This window comes from Halomonas sp. PA16-9, assembly GCF_009728585.1.
Taxonomy (GTDB): Bacteria; Pseudomonadota; Gammaproteobacteria; order Pseudomonadales; family Halomonadaceae; genus Vreelandella; species Vreelandella titanicae.
In genome coordinates this window covers 1,790,535-1,808,020 of the sequence record NZ_CP040451.1, presented here as the reverse complement: position 1 = coordinate 1,808,020, position 17,486 = coordinate 1,790,535, and the positions used below count along the sequence as shown (strand labels likewise).

11 protein-coding genes are annotated in these 17,486 nt (G+C 52.8%); 2 read left to right on the top strand and 9 right to left on the bottom strand.

The genetic code is table 11. From position 1 onward, the window contains the following. From FDY98_RS08285 to hutI, 8 genes are all read right to left on the bottom strand, one after another. Window positions 1-1,092, bottom strand: coding sequence for a hypothetical protein (locus FDY98_RS08285; RefSeq protein WP_155705776.1), 1,092 nt, complete (start codon window positions 1,090-1,092; stop codon window positions 1-3). A 77-nt stretch (window positions 1,093-1,169) separates the two neighbouring features. Beyond that, window positions 1,170-6,983 carry a malectin domain-containing carbohydrate-binding protein gene (locus tag FDY98_RS08280; protein WP_155705775.1) on the bottom strand — a complete coding sequence of 1,938 codons (5,814 nt, stop codon included), beginning with the start codon at window positions 6,981-6,983 and terminating at the stop codon, window positions 1,170-1,172. A 1,022-nt stretch (window positions 6,984-8,005) separates the two neighbouring features. Further along, window positions 8,006-9,352 (bottom strand): Na+/H+ antiporter family protein, encoded by a 1,347-nt coding sequence (locus FDY98_RS08275; protein WP_027958997.1) that lies wholly within the window; start codon window positions 9,350-9,352, stop codon window positions 8,006-8,008. 76 nt (window positions 9,353-9,428) lie between these two features. Further along, window positions 9,429-10,964, bottom strand: coding sequence for a histidine ammonia-lyase (gene hutH / locus FDY98_RS08270; protein ID WP_027958996.1), 1,536 nt, complete (start codon window positions 10,962-10,964; stop codon window positions 9,429-9,431). A gap of 65 nt (window positions 10,965-11,029) precedes the next feature. After that, window positions 11,030-12,709, bottom strand: a complete 1,680-nt coding sequence (hutU, locus tag FDY98_RS08265) for a urocanate hydratase (RefSeq protein WP_027958995.1) — start codon at window positions 12,707-12,709, stop codon at window positions 11,030-11,032. An 83-nt stretch (window positions 12,710-12,792) separates the two neighbouring features. Further along, window positions 12,793-13,113: an arginase family protein gene (locus tag FDY98_RS27480; RefSeq protein ID WP_340146412.1), complete on the bottom strand. Its 321-nt coding sequence runs from the start codon at window positions 13,111-13,113 to the stop codon at window positions 12,793-12,795. 52 nt (window positions 13,114-13,165) lie between these two features. Next, on the bottom strand, window positions 13,166-13,738 hold the full coding sequence (locus tag FDY98_RS27475) for an arginase family protein (protein WP_340146411.1): 573 nt from the start codon (window positions 13,736-13,738) through the stop codon (window positions 13,166-13,168). Then, a complete protein-coding gene (gene hutI / locus FDY98_RS08255; protein WP_027958994.1) occupies window positions 13,728-14,942 on the bottom strand; it encodes an imidazolonepropionase in 1,215 nt (404 codons plus the stop codon). The genes FDY98_RS27475 and hutI overlap by 11 nt, the downstream gene beginning before the upstream one ends. 314 nt (window positions 14,943-15,256) lie before the next feature. On the opposite strand from hutI, the gene FDY98_RS08250 reads away from it, so the two are divergent. Both FDY98_RS08250 and FDY98_RS27470 read left to right on the top strand, forming a co-directional pair. Then, window positions 15,257-16,300 (top strand): YjiH family protein, encoded by a 1,044-nt coding sequence (locus tag FDY98_RS08250; RefSeq protein WP_340146410.1) that lies wholly within the window; start codon window positions 15,257-15,259, stop codon window positions 16,298-16,300. Next, window positions 16,264-16,578, top strand: coding sequence for a hypothetical protein (locus FDY98_RS27470; RefSeq protein WP_340146409.1), 315 nt, complete (start codon window positions 16,264-16,266; stop codon window positions 16,576-16,578). The genes FDY98_RS08250 and FDY98_RS27470 overlap by 37 nt, the downstream gene beginning before the upstream one ends. 69 nt (window positions 16,579-16,647) lie before the next feature. Here FDY98_RS27470 and hutC read toward each other — a convergent pair whose 3' ends face one another. Beyond that, window positions 16,648-17,361, bottom strand: coding sequence for a histidine utilization repressor (gene hutC, locus FDY98_RS08245; RefSeq protein ID WP_009288314.1), 714 nt, complete (start codon window positions 17,359-17,361; stop codon window positions 16,648-16,650). Window positions 17,362-17,486: the final 125 nt, after the last annotated feature.

The following is a 17,486-nucleotide window of genomic DNA, read 5'->3' as shown; positions in this document are numbered from 1 at the left end:
TTATTTCTCCGAAGCACCGTCAATTATATTGGTATTATTCAACGTCAATACAGAGCGAGTGAGTGCCTTAACTTCGCCGGATGTAGTATCTACGACTATTTCAAGCATCAGCTTCACTGAAGCTATGTCGCTGTAGACAACACCACTCGGTAAGGCAAAGGTCGCGCCTGGAACAGCAGGTGTTGCTCCCTCTACCTGTTTATTTTCATGGGCGAGCTGGAAAGCAGCGGTACCGTTCGCACCGAAAATCCATTTCACTAGATTGTCTTCCGAAAGACTGACCGCAACACCACCAGCCTGGTAGTTAAGTGGTGCCTGCAGGCCCTCTTGCTGATCATCGAAGTCCGGCATAGCAAAACTTGTCTCAACGATAAAGCCACCAGGATTCTTCACCCCTACCGCATATGCATCCTTCTGAGAATTGTTGTTGGTATAGTGATCTCCTGTATCGGCTACAATATTGAGTGTGCCATTCTCGACACTTGCTGTACCGCTCTCGACAGCTCCAGCAGAATTACTCTCATTTGCCCGGCCCATTAACCCCGTCAGGCCAGCCTCATAGGGACTCGCGGTGTCTTCTTCAAAGTCAAGCAAGAAGGTTTCGCCAGCCGCTAAAATCATGCCATTAGCAGCATCGTATGGGAAAAGGTCGTCATCATTATTAACGCCGTCCTCATCCAGGTCGTCCGGATTGGGCACAGAGCCCTCATCGTCTTCGGTCACACTGCCCGTTGCTGTGGCCGCCGATGCATCAATTTCAAACAACCCTGTGCTATTGACTGCGACCAAAGTGACTGAAATTTCGTTGGTACCATTAGCCACATCGTCATTAGGCACATCAACCGACAGGATGGCGGTGCCGTCGCTGAAGTTCAACGTATCCGTCACGGTCGCGCCATCGATGCTCAGGGTCAATTCCACCTCGCCACTAAAGCCATCTGAAGCGGTGAGGCCGAAGTTCAGTGTCGTGAAGCCATCGTCTCCATTCTCGATGATGTCAGGAGCATTAACGATAGCCAGAGTAGTGGTGGGATCCGTTGGCTCTGAAATGAGATCCGGCGAGGTCACGTTGAGATAATCCCAACTAGCCATGAACGACTCTATGGGATTGTTGTAATCAGTTGAAGTGACCCCAACTGCCGTTGTTGAGTTCAGATCAGTAAGATTACTTAGCACTGCGGGTGGCAACACCTCAGGGACGCCGTTGCGAAACCATCGGTTGCCTCGGCACGCAAGCCCCCCAGAACATTTTCGTTAGTATCGAAGAAAGTAACGATAGGAGTCACAGTACCGGCTGTCTTGTTGACGACTAGCGTCAGTTCTACAGAGGCAATATCATTCAGGGTTGTTGAGGCATTACTCAGCATATTCGCAAGCGGAATGACTGTATCAATGGCGCTTTTGGACCAGATTTGCACCCCGTTACCGCCATTACCACCGAACACTAGCTTGACGAGCTCATTATTGCCCTGACTGCCAAGACCGAAGACTATGCCTTGCTGGGCAAAGTTCGGGACAGTATCAGTTGGTAGCTCTTGGGCTGCGAGAGCGGCAGGGAAGGGATTATCAAAGCGCGAGGTAATGTTTATCGTCTCTAACGCTGGATCGCCCAGTGCCACATACTTGATAAAGTCATTCGCACTCGGGTCAGCCGCTTGTGAAATGTCGCCATTGGATGTCCAGACGATCAGTTCGCCTCCCTCCACAGTAGTGAAGACCGTATCATCTACAACGTCACCCAGCGTGCCATCAAAACCGCCTTCCTCAAGCGGCGACCCGGGATTCTCGAAATCAAGTTCAAGGATGACTCCATCGCTCGAGTAATTCACATAAACCGAACTAGCCGTTGCGCTGTTGCCATTGTTATCGCTATCGAGTACTGCATTGGCGGCGACTGAAGCGGTGATTGTCCCGGTTTGCCAGCCGCTCTCAGGGGCGTCAAAGGTATAGGTGGCAATGCCACTGGCGCTATCATAAGCCACCAGCGAAGGAGTAACTAACGCACCAGCGGCAGAGGAAACAGTGACATCGGTAGCACCGATCTGTGTGCCAGAAATGTTGCCATCGTCAGTGTACTGGACAGTGACAATAACCTGTCCATCGCTCGATTCCGGCGCTTCAATCGAAAGAATGCTGGCAATCGGTATACCGCTGTCGACTGCCTGATAAATAGCTATGGCGTTGAAGCCCGGCTCGCCGTTATCCGCATTGACATCAATAACGATCTTGCCATCTGTCACTATAACGTTTTTGGTAAGAACGGTTGGCTTGTCGGCTCCTCCCGCTGCTATAAAGGCATCAAAGTTCTCAGCAAACAACTCGCCTTGTATCGTGTAGTCACCCTGGCGCTGGCCGCCCTGGGTTTGATAAAGCTCAGCAAAATGCAGCTCCACCACATATAAACCATTGGGCACTTCATAGGTTGCTGTGTATGAGCCAGCAGCAGAGTCACGATAGGTGTGGTAGGCAGAACCATCCAGATCGACCCCACCACTGTTGCTACCGGTTGCTCCGGCTTTACCATCAATATTACTGCCTGTTTTTGTACTCGGCGAGTAATACGCGGGGTCATCCGCCTCAAGATCGATACCCAGAATCGGATCATTAGTGATGGCACCGCCATAAGTATTTTTATCATCACCCTCGAGACTATTATCGATAGTGTTGCTGGTTGGTCCGACGTTTATCGCTCTTTGCAACGCCCCCTTGACGAGCTGTTCAAGGTTCCGGGCAATAATGACATCCGTTTCAAAAGCGGCGATACCAAGGCCTGTCGTATCAGTAAAGCTACCTGCAGCAACGCCAACCTTGAAAGCACCATTTTCCCAAGCATTAGAACCTGTCGGCGGGGAAATGGTGTACTGGATAGTAGCGGTCTTGCCATCATTGCTGAGTGTAATAGCATCGTTATCAGCCAGGGAGACGGCACCAGGCTCATAACCGGTAAAAATCAGCTCATCACCATTGATAGAATCAACATTAATTCCAGCGTTATCGGTAACCACTACTGTGGCCAAGATGTCACTGTCGTTATCGAAAGGTTGATCGATCATTATCGACACTACTTCCGGTGGTGTTACATCTTCAGGTGGCACATAGGTTCCACCAACTTGCCAGACCACCAAACCGCTGATTTTGGCCTGGTTGACCGAGGCATCGAAGCCAATGTTGAGAACACCATCAGTGACGGTAACGGCGTAGGTCTTGATCACTTCGGTTGCTGCGCTACCAACATCGCCAATGATGTCATAGTCATCTTCCACCAGCGCATCCTCAATGCTGATGTCAAAGACACGCGCCCCAGTACCGCTGCTGTTTTCCACACCATGGTAAATCTCGGCGAAATACATATCGATCAGGTATTCACCGTTCTCGACCGGAATCGAGTAGCCCCATTCGCCGGCATCTTCTGCCGAGCGCTCAGACTGATGCAGCTCATCGGGGACACTGCCGTCGATGTCGACTACGTTGACATAATCTTTGGAGGTGACACCGCTAACCCAGCCATTAACCTCAGCGTTGGTCATGTCTGAGAGGAAATCAATTGTCTGGTCACGTACGGTGACGTTGTTAATATCGGGCCCCCCCGAGCTGATCGCGGCAACCGCAGTCAACGCAGGTACAGTGGTAATGCGCGTCCCGTTGGCGGTGGACGTGAAGCTGAATACTGACTCGCCAGTACTGGGATCGAAGTCTTCAAAACCCTCACCACTAAAAGTGATTGCCGTTTCGTTATTGATAGTAATGATCGCGGATCCAGCTTGATAGGTTACGTCGCTGGCATCGAACGAAGCACCCTGAACAACGACTTCATCGTCGGGTGTGAAGTCGGTGATTTCAGTACCGTTTATAGTATCGAGCGTACCTTGGAAGCTGTCGGCTCCACCGCCCCCTGTAAACGTATTATTGCCACTCCCGGCGATCATCACGTTGTCGCCGCCATTACCAGTGGCATGAAAATCTGCCATGGTGCCGGAGCCATCGAAGTTCTCGACGCTGTCATCCAGCGGCGACAGTACGGTATCGGTTCCGGTATAGATAATAGTGTCAATACCATTAGAGCCTTCGGCCCCCACACCGCCAGCCGAATCTGCCTCAATCTCATTACCGAAGCCATTTATTTTGAGGTTTTCGAAGTTAACCGGTGCAAGAGGCGCACCTTCACTGGTTTCAGCTAGGAAGCCAAAAGCAGCTCCAGAGGGGGCCTGGGAATCACCATCGCTGATGGTATGACTACCTGTCAGGACGTCACGTAAAACACCCTCAGGCAGCGTAAAACCATTCAGAGGCAGTTCGGTAAAGGCATCCTCGCTATTGAGACGGTAGCCCGCGTAGAGGGCGAAGCCGTCAGCCATATCGATCTCGAGGTATAATTCAACCTGCGTAACAGCAGTATCTGTCAGTCCTGGCACCGCCACTTGAGCCAACGCCTGATAATTGTTGTCGTTGATTTCATAACCAACTTCAAAGCCAGCTTCTCCGTTTACCTCTCCAAACACAAGGCGTACGAAGTTGGCCTGAGTACCATCGCCAAACATGAGTCCAGTCAGTTGGCCATCTTCAACACTGCCATTATCGGCAATCCAGTTGAGCACCTGTGTTGTGGCCACCAGACGCTGAACATCACTGCTGGGATTAACACCCACATGCATAGCATCACGAACGCTATTTACAGGGCCGACCACAGTGCCCGGCACAACCTCCTTGATTTGGAACAGCGCGGCATTGGCACCGGGAATGATATTACCGCCGATATCATAAAGGCCGGGAAGCCCCTGATCCGGGTTGGCATCCTGGTTCGGTGTCGTACCATCAAGTGCTGCGCCCATCAAACCAGTATCACCGATGGTGCCGGGATAGGGAGCCTCGGTAGGCTGAAAATTCATGACGATGGCTTCGCCTGGCGTCAGCGCGAGACCATTTGCAGCGCTGTACTCAAATGGATCATGAATATGGTTAATGCCGTCAAGATCATGATCAGTCGGATCAGCGGCTTCACTGCCGGCGAGAGGAACAGCGCCATTATTGGGCTGTAGGATTTCGATTTTGGTACCACTTCCGCTGTAAACAGTTGCCCAAACAGAACCACGGAACGCTGCCTGGTTATCCCATGCAGATAGGTCATCGCCAATAGAAGCCAGCCCAAGAGGACTACCTGACAACGTCAATGTGATCCTCTCAGCAGCTTTTACCCCGCCGCTACCGCTTGCGGTTTGCATGACGCCATTCTCATCCCGCCCCATCACGATGAGGTTGCCACCGCCCAACTGTACTGCCATAAGAGCGCCGGACATCTTCGTCTCACCATCATCAAAAACGGTCGACGTATATTCGGTCAAGCCATTGATCGACCCTGTACCTGAGTCAATTGCGCCATCGTTATATCCTCCTTCGAGATAGTTGCCTTCGATAGCGTTAAGTGTGGCCACCACGTCATCAATATCTGCCGGCACCCCAGCGGTTCCGAGTACATCGGATCCTCCGATACTCGGCGGCGTCTGGGTATAGTCGCTAGTCAGGTACGCCTCACCATTTTCGGTAATGTAATACAGCTCTCCAGGAACTAAGCTAATAACGCGGCTTGTAAGATCCCCAGAAGACACGCCGTTAGACTCATCCTCAACAGTAACCAGCCAGTCGATAACACTGTCGTAGTGCTCTTCAGATACCAGCAGGAAAGCGTCCTCAACCCCATTTTTGGGCGTAAAGAGGAGCCCAGCTTCACCGCCACTGGCACGTGTCGGGTTCGGGTGGCCGCCGTAAACCAGGGTTAAAGGATCGTCAAAGTCAGGATGCGCCATTACGTAGGTGGCGGCGCCCGCCTGACCAGCGGAAAGAACCCGGCCAGCGAGATCGTCTGATCGAGTGATTTCGTGAAACTGATCGAGGTTTTTAGGATTCCAAGCTTCAGTATTGATGCTGTCACTACCACTACCATCACCGTTATTAAGATTGGTAGCTATATAGTTTTCATCTTGTTCAGCATCGATATTGCCACCATTATCCCCCGCCTCCCCAACAGGGCGACCGCCCCAGCTATTATTAGCGCCGTTATCATAAGTCCAGACGCGTCCATCTTCGGTAACTTCTACATCATAGGCATTACGATACCCCGCAGAATAAATCTGCACTGGGCCGTTAGGGTCTATTTTTCCACCGTTGAAGCCATCATTACCACCAAAGGGGTCAGTGAGCGCTTCTTCGCTCGGAGAGCGTGAGGGGTCGTTTAAGGTAGGAATGTCATAGACGTAATTGCGGCCATCATCGTTTTTGATCTCCATGGATTTAAGTTGATCAAGATCGACCTCTAGAATCGCCGCACTATAGGCCGTTTCCTGCTGTCCAGAAAAATTATTCGAAGGTGCACCAGCATTGGCATTACCCCCGTTAGCAACGATGAGCCTCTCACTTAGTAAACGACCGTTATCGTCAAACTCTTGTATGACTTCCAAACCATTAAGAGAGTGATTCTCTTCGGAACGAGCAAGTCCCCGGACAAGATCTAGTGCTTCCCATCCATCTACTGTCTGCGTTAGGCGCGTAATGATGCCAGAGTTTGTATCGAGACCTGTGTCAGAGCCACTACTCCCAGCACCAATGCGATTATCACTAGATGTCACATAGATATTGACTGCCGGCTTTCCATTAATTATGACCGGGTCACCATTTTCATCATATTGCGGGGTTACATCAATACCCGTAACTTGACGATTGTTAGATCCTCCCTCGGCACCATCATCGTTATGGTTAGGTAATTCCTTTACTAAAAAAACAGTTTCAGCTTCAACAACATAGAAACTTGCCGTACTGTCACTATCTGCTGTATTAGGATCTCCAAATGCTACGGTTAAAACCTTGACATCACCACTCTGCTCAGTGATATAGAGGCGACCATCTGCCCCCCACACCAGTGCGGTAGGTTGGGACAAGGTAATTTTTCCGTTGAGATCTAAACTGCTTTGAGAAAAATTATTCGTAACCATGATGGGAGGATCCTTTTAACTGATTATTTTAAAACAGCTTTCGGGCAACAAATTAACTAAAAATTACTAAAACAGAACGCAAGCCCTACTTCGCATCATGAACTTTAATCTGCAAGCAATTTTCAGCTTCATTAGTTTTATCAACAATGCTAAAGCTAGCGGCAACAAACGCTGCTGCATAGCTTCCACGCAAAGCCACGCACTGATTAAAAAATAGTTCGGATAAAAAAAACATCAACAGACTTATTATAAAAATCAGGCCAACTAACCAAGAAAACAAAGTTTAGGTTTTATTTTTTACTGTTACCAAACAAAATAAACATTAAAAATAATACATTTTCCGTTTAAAAAATGACGCCAACTAATGCTTTTTTACAGTAGAAACCTAACTATCAAGGACTAAAAACATACCATTCCAGGCCACATCCAGAAGCTAATGCACTGATTTCTTATTAACAAAATCAATCAAGACAGCTTCCCTTACTTTATTTTAAACAACTGAATAACCGAGGAAATACATTTTAACACCTCATTTGAACAAAGAATTGTTTAAGCGAGTGTATGCATTAGCCCTTTTAAATGACTGGGAACTTATTCGTGCAAGAAAAAATCAAGTGGTGGAAATTGTCTTTAATAAAATCGGAAGTTGGTAGCCATAGTTTTCGTGACGTAAAGATGTCCAGCCGTGCCACTCAGCAGCACAGACGACCAAACAAACGATAAGCACTTACAGGCAGTCACTGTATTTCATCCACTGGTATAGAAGGCAGTCTCAATAACCAAGCGCGCACGATGTGACTTCCACTCCAGTTCGATCTACATCGTCCAGGCGTGATGGATGTCAATGGCATCTAATTAGCAGATAGAGTTTGGCGTCCCTGGCGGGAGTCAAATCAACCGCCCGCCCTGCCTAACACGCCAACGCCCCGCACAAAGGCGGGGCGTTGGCCATACGCTGGCGTATGATTAGGTACTACTTAAGCGTCACGAAATTGTATTGCGGTTCGATCCATTCAGCTGATTTAAAGCACCATAGCAGCAACCCAGCCGAACACAATCAACGGGATGTTGTAGTGCAGGAAGGTAGGCACCACGCTATCCCAGATATGGTCATGCTGCCCATCGGCGTTGAGGCCTGCGGTGGGGCCTAGAGTGGAATCTGAAGCGGGTGAACCAGCGTCGCCCAAGGCAGCGGCCGTGCCTACCAATGCCACTGTCGCCATGGGTGAAAAGCCAAAGCTCAGTGCCAGAGGCACATAGAGCGAAGCAATAATGGGAATGGTCGAAAACGAAGAGCCAATGCCCATGGTGATAAAAAGACCGACCAGCAGCATAATCAATGCGGCCAGCCCTTTATTGTCACCGATAAGGTCGGCAGAGCTCGCCACTAGCCCTTCCACCTCGCCACTGGCCTGCATCACACTGGCAAAACCAGCCGCTGAAATCATGATAAAGCCGACCAGGGCCATCATGCGCATCCCCTCGGTAAAGATACCGTCCTGCTCATGCCAGCGGAAAACGCCGCTCATGGAGAGCAAGGCAAACCCAAAGATACCGCCAAGTACCATAGAGCCCGTCATCAGTTGCACGGTGACCGTACCTACCAGGGAAATAACCAGCATGGCCTTTTGCCATCCGGCTAGAGAAAGCGCGGCCTCTTGGGGCGATTTATCACCATGGGCCAGCTCACGATCTTGGTAGTCACGCCCCTTGCGATAGCTCCAAAACACTGCCACCGCTAACCCTAATGCCATGCCACCAATGGGAATCGCCATCGCCAGTGGCACCATTTGACGGGTCACTTCCAACCCCAGCGCCGCGCCACTTTCGTTGAGGTTCGCGAGCAGTATGTCATTCAGGAATATCGCCCCAAAACCTACGGGCAATAACATATACGGCGCCGTGATACCGAAGGTAATCACGCAAGCCACCAGTCGCCGGTCAAGCTTCAGATGATTCATCAGCTTTAGCAGCGGCGGCACCAGCACTGGAATAAAAGCAATATGGACAGGAATCAAGTTCTGCGAGCTGACTGCCGCGGCTAAAAGCGCCGCCAGCAGTGTATAGGTAACCGTGCGGCGGCTCCCACCTGACTCGTCTAACTGGAAACGTCCAATCGCCCGGCTGGCCAGCAGCTCGGTGATACCTGAACGGGATAAAGCAACGGCAAACGCCCCTAACACTGCATAAGAGAGCGCGATGGTGGCGCCATTACCCAACCCCTCATTAAAGGCGTCAAGGATCTCACCAATAGGCATACCCGCATATAACCCACCTACCAGCGTGGCGACGATAAGGGCAAACACAACTGAAACGCGAGCAAGACTCAAGCCGACCATCACTAGGATAGCCAGAACGATAGCATTCATGAAAAACCTACTTTGTTGTTAGATGGTAATAATGCGTTCCCTATGGCCTAGCGCCACAGGGAACGCATGAAACGCCTTAAAACTGGCTTGGCAACGTATGCGGATGCGCCAGCGGGCTTAAGGTGCGCTCACGTATTAGTTCGCTAGCGGCTTCGATATCGGGCGCGAAGAAGCGATCCTGCTTGTAGTGGCTGACCCGCGCACGTAGCAGTTGCCTGGCTTGCTCTAGCGGCTGGGTAGTGGTCAAGCCCTGGCGCATGTCCAACCCTTGGCACGCCCCCAGCCATTCGATGGCTAAAATGCCGCACACATTCTCCGCCATTTCCCACAACCGCTTACCGGCAGCAGGCGCCATTGAGACATGGTCTTCCTGGTTAGCCGAGGTAGGCAGGCTGTCGACACTATGGGGGTGCGCCAAGGCTTTATTTTCACTCGCCAGCGCCGCGGCGGTAACCTGGGCGATCATAAATCCAGAATTGACCCCGCCGTTCTCGACCAGGAATGGCGGTAGCTGAGACATGTGTTTGTCCATCATCAAGGAGACACGCCGCTCGGCAAGAGAGCCGATCTCGGCGATGGCTAACGCCAGGTTGTCAGCGGCCATGGCCACCGGTTCAGCATGAAAATTACCGCCGGAAATAATGTCATCCTGCTCGGCAAATACCAGCGGGTTATCAGAGACCGCGTTGATTTCCGCCGCGAGCACCTCGGCTGTCTGACGGATCTGGGTTAATACAGCGCCCATCACCTGTGGTTGGCAGCGCAACGAGTAGGGATCCTGGACTTTATCGCAGTTGGCATGGGAGTCGCCGACGGCACTCTTTTCGCCGAGGAGATGGCGGTAAGCGGCGGCCGCGTCAATCTGGCCGCGCTGGCCACGCACTTCATGAATCCGAGCGTCAAAGGGTGAACGTGACCCCAAAGTGGCTTCTACGGTTAGCGAACCGCATACCGTCGCCGCCGCAAACAGGTCTTCGGCGTCGAATAGCCCCCGCAGGGCATAGGCGGTCGATACCTGCGTGCCATTAAGCAGCGCCAGGCCCTCTTTGGGTGCCAGCGTGATTGGCGCCAGGCCAGCGATTTCCAGTGCCTTTTCGGCGGAGATCCACTCCCCTTTGTAGCGGGCTTTGCCCTCGCCTAGCAGCACAACGCTCATATGTGCCAGGGGCGCCAAATCACCGGAAGCGCCCACCGATCCTTTAAGCGGAATATGTGGGTAAACCTCGGCATTGATCAGTGCCACCAGGGCATCCAATACCTCACGGCGGATGCCGGAGAAGCCTCTCGCCAGGCTGTTGACCTTAAGCACCATAATCAAACGCACTAGAGCGTCGTCTATCGCCCTTCCCACACCAGTGGCATGAGAGAGCACCAGGGAGCTCTGTAACGATTCAAGATCTTCGTTGGCAATGCGGGTCTGGGCCAATAAGCCGAACCCCGTATTAATGCCATAGACCGTGCGGTTTTCACTGACGACCCGGTTCACGCAATCGACGCTTCGCTGGATATCCGCATTGGCGCTTTCCGGTAACGTGACAGGCACATGCGCTTCGTGGATCTGGCGGGCCTGGGCAAGGGTCATTTTGCCAGGCTGAATTTCTAGATGTTTCATTTATTCGCCTTTAGAGACAGGAAGGTGGTCATCCCACCTTCTCAACTGTTGTATTTGTGCGGGCTTTACTGATTGAGCATCGGCAAATCAAGACCGTTTTCGCTGGCGCACTGTTTAGCAATGTCATAACCAGCATCGGCATGGCGCATCACGCCGGTGCCCGGGTCATTGCGCAGCACACGGCCTAAGCGGGCGTGGGCATCATCGCTGCCGTCACACACGATCACCACGCCAGAATGCTGGGAGTAGCCCATGCCTACCCCACCGCCATGATGTAACGACACCCATGTGGCACCGCCTGCGGTGTTTAGCAGCGCATTGAGCAGTGGCCAGTCGGAAACGGCGTCAGAACCATCCATCATCGCCTCGGTTTCGCGGTTGGGGCTGGCAACGGAACCCGAATCGAGATGGTCGCGACCGATAACGATTGGTGCTTTCAATTCGCCACTCTTCACCATTTCGTTGAAGGCCTGCCCCAAGCGGGCACGGTCTTTAAGCCCCACCCAGCAAATGCGTGCTGGCAGCCCTTGGAAGCTAATCCGCTCGCGCGCCATGTCGAGCCAGTTATGCAGGTGCGGGTCGTCGGGAATGAGCTCTTTGACCTTCTGGTCGGTCTTATAAATGTCCTCAGGATCCCCGGAGAGCGCCACCCAGCGAAAGGGGCCGATACCCTGGCAAAAGAGAGGACGAATATAGGCAGGCACAAAACCCGGAAAATCAAAGGCGTTGGCAACCCCTTCTTCCATTGCCATCTGCCGAATGTTATTGCCGTAATCAAACGTGGGCACGCCCATCTTCTGGAAGTCGAGCATCGCTTGCACATGCACCGCCATCGATTGCTTGGCCGCCTTCACGGTGGCTTCAGGCTCAGATTTGCCGCGCGCCACGTACTCTTCCCATGTCCAGCCGGAAGGCAGGTAGCCATGCAATGGGTCGTGGGCACTGGTCTGATCCGTAACCATATCTGGTTTGATACCGCGTTTAATCAGTTCCGGCAGCACATCGGCGGCGTTACCACACAGGCCGATAGAAATAGCTTTGCCTTCAGCGGTATAGCGCTCAATACGCGCCAGGGCGTCATCAAGGTTGTCAGCCTGTTCATCCAGGTAGCGGGTACGCAAGCGGAAGTCGAGGCTCGCCTGCCGACACTCAATATTCAGTGAACAGGCACCGGCCAACGTAGCCGCCAGCGGCTGAGCGCCGCCCATCCCACCCAGCCCGGCGGTCAGAATCCAACGCCCCTTAAGCTCACCGTCGTAGTGCTGGCGACCCGCCTCAACAAAGGTTTCATAGGTGCCTTGCACAATTCCCTGGGAGCCAATATAGATCCAAGAACCCGCCGTCATCTGGCCGTACATCATCAAGCCTTTGCGATCCAGTTCGTTGAAGTGCTCCCAGTTAGCCCAGGCAGGTACCAGGTTGGAGTTGGCGATCAATACCCGGGGCGCATCCTTATGGGTTTCAAAAACGCCGACGGGTTTACCAGACTGCACTAGCAGCGTCTGGGTATCTTCCAAACGCTGTAACGTTTCGACGATTTTGTCGTAGCACGCCCAGTCACGGGCAGCGCGGCCGATGCCGCCATACACCACTAAATCCTCAGGGCTTTCGGCCACATCCGGATGAAGGTTGTTCATCAGCATACGAAGCGGCGCTTCGGTCAGCCAGCTTTTACAGCTGAGCTCAGTACCGGTCGGCGCAATGATCTTACGTGAAGCATCGTGACGTTTATCGTTGGTTGGCATGGCGTCATTCCTTGTGTTTCCGTTCGTTATTCGTTGGTCTAGAGCGGTGCCCTGGTCAGTCATTCAGGGTTAGCTTTCTAAATTCAGTTATCTAAGGTCAGCAAATGCACAAGCCGAGCCGCCGCTCTGGCGGTACGGCTGTCGATATCCAGGCTGGGGTTGAGCTCTGCCAAGTCCGCCAGACGAAGCTTGCCGCTGTCACGCACTGCTTCAATCAGCGGCTCAATCAAGGCAAGCGAAACACCGCGTGCGGCAGACGCACTGACGCCGGGGGCTTCGGCAGCAGGCAGTACATCCAGGTCAATGGTCAGATAAATGTGGTCGCACTTGGCGATGAAGCGCTGTACGTCTCTGACGATAGAATCAAGACGTAGCGCATCAATCTCGCGGTCTTCCCGAACCAATGTTCCGAGCGCGGCGGCGCGGTAAATAAGGCGCGCGTATTAGCAGCGCGGCTTACCCCAGGCAGGCGTAGCGAAACGACCAACCCCACTCTTGGCACTTATCGGCAATCTGGGCGAAGGGTGTGCCTGAGGAGCGAATATGCGCTGGATCGCGCAAATCAAAGTGCGCGTCCAGGTTTATGATGCCAATCCGCGGTGGTGCCGTTTTTGGCATACAAGACTGCGCCAGACCAAGCCAGCTGGCATAGGCCACTTCATGCCCGCCACCCAGCACAATGGGCAGATGGCCAGCGGTTAATAATGACGTCAGACGGTCAGCAAGCGTCTGTTGCGCTGCCTCTAACCCATCATCAACACAGCGCACATTGCCGGCATCGTAAGCAGGCGCTGTGCGATGCCAAGCCAACGGCGCCAGCGCACGGCGTAACGCATTAGGGCCTTCAGCAGCGCCGGTGCGGCCCTGATTGCGCGCAACACCTGCATCACTTTCGAAGCCCAGCAATACACACCCCGGCACGGCGTTACTGGCTAACGGCTCAATACGCTGGTGCCAACGGTCACTATCGGGTTCAGGATCCGTGCGCCCCTGCCAGAGCGACATATCAATAGGCGTATCAGCGGCCATGGGTTAACTCCCCCTGATAGACGCGCTGCCGTAGGCGTCCTGGCTGCACCGCGTACGCCAATTCAGCAGGTGTCTCAATATCCCAGACACACAAATCAGCCACCGCGCCTTCGTGAAGCTGCCCCTGCCCTTTCAACCCTAGCGCGGCAGCACCATTGGCAGTCATACCCGCCAACGCTTCCTGGGGCGTCATTCGAAACAGCGTACAAGCCAGGTTGAGCATTAACGTGGGCATAAATATCGGCGAGCTGCCTGGGTTGGCGTCGGTAGCAACAGCCATCGGCACGCCCGCTTCGCGCAGCCCCGCAATGGGCGGTTGCTGCGTTTCACGCAGGGTGTGGAAAGCACCGGGAAGAATGACAGCCACGCTGCCTGCCTCGCGCATGGCAGCAATACCGGTGTCGTCAAGATACTCAATGTGGTCAGCTGACAATGCGCCGTGGCGGGCTGCCATCGCAGCGCCCCCCAAATTTGAGAGCTGCTCGGCATGTGCTTTGATGGGTAAACCATGAGCTTGGGCGGCTTTGAAAACCCGCTCACACTGCGCTACTGAAAAGGCGATTTTTTCACAAAAGACATCGACGGCATCGGCCAGCCCCTCCGCCGCTGCGGCAGGAATCATTTCATTGCAGACCAGCTCGATATAGCCGTCGCTATCGTTCTGATACTCCGGCGGCAAGGCATGGGCACCTAACAGTGTCGTCAACACGCGTACTGGCAACTCTTCACCTAGACGCCGGGCCACCCGCAGCATTTTCAGTTCATTAGCCACGTCTAACCCATAGCCCGACTTGATCTCGACCGTAGTGACGCCTTCCTCAACCAGCGCTTTAAGACGTGGCAAGGCGGCATTGAAGAGCGTTTGTTCACTCGCTTCCCGCGTCGCCAAAACGGTACTCAGAATGCCCCCGCCACGGCGGGCAATGTCTTCATAACTGGCACCTTCCAAACGCGCCTCGAACTCGTCCGCGCGGGCGCCGCCAAACACCAAATGGGTATGGCAATCCACCAGGCCGGGCGTCATGACGCCGCCCCGCCCCATATCATGGCAACCATCCGCCTGTGACTCATCGAAGCCATCCATGGGCGTCATGGTGACAACACGTTCACCTTGAGTAATGACGGCCATAGGCTCCGGCAACGTTTTCTGACCATCGAAGACACTGATATCGCGCCAAATGTAGCGTCGTTTGTTATTAGCCATGGAGGTCTCCTTGGAGCAAACATAATGTATATACAATTAAGCCCACCCGCTAATCCTTCGTCAAGCAGTGCAACAACAAAACAAGCGCTAACAAAAGCCTAATAAAAAATTATAAAAACGGACAAAAATAATAAATATCAATAGATTAATAATGACAAAAGAATCGAATAAGGCGCACACAGCGACTAACAACTTAGACTAATGTCTATTTTTAAAGCGCTATACGTAAATGCCACATAGGGGTAGCTTATTGTATATACATGATAAGAAACCAAGGTCATAGCGATGACAACCAAACAACGAGAGGCGACCCCATGCACCCCGTAGACCCGCCCACTAAGCAGCGAACCAACGCTGCCACCATCTTTAAACTGTTTGTGCCTAGCGCTCTGGGCATCCTGATCTTTTTTGTTCCCATCGAGATAGCGGGGCGGCGTACTATCCTGCTCGATCATATGGTCACAGGACTGCGTTCGTTGATGGGTGAATACAGCGGCATTTATGCTTTAGCCATGATCGTGGCGGGTGCCGCCTACCCACTGTTCAAAGGCTATTGGCGGCGAACACTGACCGAAAGCATTTTCACAGTGCTGAAAATCATTGGCGTCGTTGTTGCCGTAATGGCGTTAACGGGTTGGGGGCCGGCGTTTCTGCACGAACCGGATATGCTGCCCTTCCTGTTCGAGAAACTGGTGATTCCGGTAGGTTTGATCGTACCAATCGGCGCTATTTTCCTGGCACTGTTGATCAGCTATGGGTTGCTGGAATTGATTGGCGTACTGGTTCAGCCGGTTATGCGGCCCATTTGGCGAACCCCTGGGCGCTCGGCAATCGATGCCGTTGCTTCTTTTGTAGGTAGTTACTCGATCGGGCTATTGATTACCAACCGGGTTTATCAAGCAGGACAGTATTCAGCCCGGGAAGCCGCCATTATTGCCACTGGTTTTTCCACGGTGTCGGCAACGTTCATGATCATCGTGGCCCGTACGCTAGATCTGATGAGCATTTGGAATTGGTACTTCTGGCTCACCCTGGTGATTACGTTCACCGTCACGGCTATCACGGTGCGGCTGCCGCCTCTGGCAAGCATGGATGACCATAAGAGTGACGGGGAACCGGAGCCAATACCGGGGAAACGCTTGAGCACGGCCTGGCAAGCAGGCACGGAGATTGCAGCCAAAGCGCCCAGCCTTCACCGCAGCGTAGCGCTCAACTTTAAAGAAGGGTTGATAATGGCCATCAGCATCCTACCCTCGATCATGTCGGTAGGCCTGCTCGGGCTTCTCATCGCCAAATACACGCCTTTATTTGACTGGTTGGGATGGTTGTTTTACCCCTTTGTCGCCATTTGGGGCTAGACGATGCTGCAGCGCTAGCGCAGGCATCTGCTTCTGGGCTGGCGGAAATGTTCTTACCGGCTCTACTGATGGCCGAGGCCGAATTCGTCGCCCGCTTTGCGGCTGGCGTGGTGTCAGTCTCCGCCGTGCTGTTCTTTTCTGCTTCCATCCCCTGCATTCTTTCTACCAACATTCCGCTTTCAGTAGGCCGCATGTTGATCGTGTGGTTCATTCGCGTGGCCTTGAGCTTGTTACTCGCGATACCCGCGGGCTACTTGGTGCAGTCACTGACCAGTTGAATCCCAGTATTAACGAGATGCCACGAGGTCGAACAAACCGGCCTCGCTGGGCTCTTGCTTTGCTTCAATTCAGGCGCTTTTTCTTTGCAGGGAGGAGCGTAATTTATAGCGGTCTCCAGGGTGGATCAGGCGCGCATAGCTAATCAAGTGCTCTTCAGACCAGGTACGCCGCACCATGCTCAAGCAAGGCGTCTGGGTATCGATACTTAGCCATTTTGCAGTTTGCTCATCCACCAGCACCGCCTCAACGATGTGTTCCATATCCGTTATGGGACAGGCGGCGACCAGCACCTCGTTAGGCGTATGGCGTGAAAAATCAGTTTCAAGATAATCAGGCACCCAGCGTGGGTTGACGTAGCGGTTTTCAAGCTGAATCGGGATATCATTCTCATGGTGTACCACTAGCGTATGAAAAACCCGACTCCCAAGCCTCACGCCTAACCGCAATGCAACTTCATCATCTGCTTCAATCACCTCTTGGCTGATCACTTTATTGCTGTATCGATGCCCACGCGAAAGCACTTCTTCGGCAATGTTGTATACCTCCACCAAAGAGGACTCAACCTTACGGTCGGTAACGAAGGTGCCGACACCGGGTTGACGCACGAGGTATCCCTGCTGCACTAAATCTCTAATGGCTTTATTGGCCGTCATCCGGCTCACGCCAAAGTCTTTCGCCAGCCGCTCTTCCGTAGGTATCTGATGATTCAGTTGCCAATCTCCGCACTGAATCTTATCCAACAGATGTTGACGGATCTGTTGGTAGAGAGGAGGACGCGTCATGAAGCTCCTTTTCGATTAAGACCGTTTGTCTATACAGCTATCTTACTAGCCTTGGTTAACAAAGCACACTGCCGCCAGGTCAACGCCATTGACCAATCATGTGTGTAGCGCAAACGCCACCCACG